This is a genomic window from Mesorhizobium sp. M1E.F.Ca.ET.063.01.1.1, assembly GCF_003998155.1.
Taxonomy (GTDB): Bacteria; Pseudomonadota; Alphaproteobacteria; order Rhizobiales; family Rhizobiaceae; genus Mesorhizobium.
Genome location: NZ_RZSC01000894.1, coordinates 1 through 2191 on the forward strand (window position 1 = coordinate 1; position 2191 = coordinate 2191).

Sequence of the window (2191 nt, forward strand, 5' to 3'; positions counted from 1 at the left end):
GCTGCCCCTCATCCGCCTGCCAGCACCTTCTCCCCGTATAGGGACGGGGAGAAGGAAGATTCCAGCGACGTCTTCATCGCTACTCCGCCTTGACCTCCATCATGCCGGAGGCGGTACGGGCCGAATATTGCGGCCGGTACATGTCCTCCACCGTCGCCGCCGGATGGGCAAAGGTGCCCGGTGTCACGGCGCGCACGACATAGGCCAGCGTGATGTTGCGGTCGCCGTCGCCTTCATTGGGGTTGAAGGCGGCGACGAAGCGGTCGTCGCGGAACTCCAGATGAGCGGCGTCGGTCTGCGCCAGCCAGGAGAAGTTCGCCAATTGCGCGCTGGAGACCAGGCTTGGATTGTCGATCTCGAAGCCGGCCGGCAACAGGTCGGTGATCAACAGGCGCGACGGCCAGTTGTTCTGCTCATAGACCTTGAGCACGACCACATAGCGCTCGTTCTGCTTGGCCTCGGTGACGTTGGCCTCGGTGCCGTCGAGCCTGTAGTAGGTGCGATCGATGGTGAAGCCGTCGCCGCCGGCCGGCAGCGGCTCGACAGGCGCCGCCACCGCGGTGACCACCGCCTGCAGCGGCGTCTTGCCGGTGTTGGCGATGGTGAGCGGGCGGCCCTCAAGGTCGCTGCCGGAGACACGGTCGGAATAGCCGCCGGAATGCGGCGCGCCGTTGACGGAAAGCGTGATGGAATCATTGCCTTCCTTCAGCGCCCGCGCGGCGAGCAGCATCCAGGATTCGTCCTGCGTGCTCGTCCAGCGGGCGTCGGCACGCTCCCGGCCCACAAGCCGGATCAACTGCGGCACGATGCTCGGCACCGGCTTCGATTCCGCCGCCAGCGCCAGCATCGCCGCGCCATCGCGGAGCGGCGAGCCGTAGTCCGAGCGATAATAATCGTACTCGGTGCTCGCCTTTGCCAGCCGCAGCGCCGTCTGGAAGGTCGCTTCCGAACGCTGCGTGTCGCCATAGAGCGCAAGGCTCGCCGCCAGTTGCGCGACCGCCATCGGGCTGGAGAAGGCTTCGAGCTGCGTGTCGGCGTAGTAGCGCAGATCGCCGATCGAGGCCTTCTTGTTGCGGGCGAGAACATAGAGCGCGTAAGCGATCTCGCTGCCGCGATCCTGGACGTCCTGGTCGTAGCCCAGCGAGTTCTGCAGGTTGTTCAGCGCCTGGTTCATCGCCTGCGCCGGCACGTCGTATTTCTGCTCGCGCGCCCGGGTCAGGAACTCGCTGACATAGGCGTCGAGCCAGAGATCGCCGGAGCCGGGACCCCAAAGGCCGAAGCTGCCGCTGTAGGCCTGGTAGCTCAGCACCTTGTAGACGGCGTCCTGGATGCGGCCGTGCAGCTCGGGATCGCTCTCCATGCCGATGCTGGTGGCCATGTCGTTGACATAGAGCAGCGGCATGGCGCGGCTGGTGGTCTGCTCGGCGCAGCCATAGGGGTAGCGGTCGAGGCTCATCAGAAGCGAAGGCACGTCAAAGGCAGCTGCCTGGGAGATGCCGACGCTGACCGAAGCGCCGTCGAGAACGCTTGCGGCGAGCAGCTCCTTGTCGACGCGAAGCGCGCCGCCATTGGGTTTCAGGTCGACCACCATGCGGTTGGTGACCGGAAGCTGCGCCGGGCGCACCGGCAGATAGAGCGTCTGCTCGACCTCGGTCCCACTGTCATGCGCGAGCTTGACGGTGATCGAAGCATCGCCCGCCGTTCGCGCGATCAGTGGGAACGAGAGCGTCTGCCGTTTGCCCTGGGTCAGCGTCAGCTTCTCGGGCAGGGGCTTGTCGCCGGTCGACAGATCGCCGGTGGTGGCGACCGAGAGCTTGTAGTCGCCGGCAGGCCCGTCCGTGTCGGCGATGTCGAGCCGCATCGTCGCGGCATCGCCGGGCGCCAGGAAGCGCGGCAGGCCGGCGGTGATCACCACCGGATCGCGCACGATGACATCGGTCTCGGCGTGGCCGACCGCTTCCTTGGTCCAGGCGACGGCCATGACGCGCACCGTGCCGTTGAACTGCGGGATGTCGAAATCGACCCGCGCCTTGCCGTCGGCGTCGAGCTCAACCGGGCCAGAGAAGAAGGCGACCAGCTTTTCGGTCGGCGGGCTGCCTTGCGACTGCATGTTGGCGCCATCACCGCCGGTCCGCAATTTGCCGGTGGTGCCGAGCGAGCCGTCGATCAGGCGGCCGTAGAGGTCGCGGAT

The 2191-nt window shown here is 66.6% G+C and carries 1 protein-coding gene; it reads right to left on the minus strand.

All coding sequences use genetic code 11. The features are described 5' to 3' along the window. Window positions 1-79: 79 nt before the first annotated feature. Window positions 80-2191, minus strand: a 2112-nt coding sequence (locus tag EOA29_RS33930; RefSeq protein ID WP_145969969.1) for an alpha-2-macroglobulin, incomplete at its 5' end; no start/stop codon positions are given.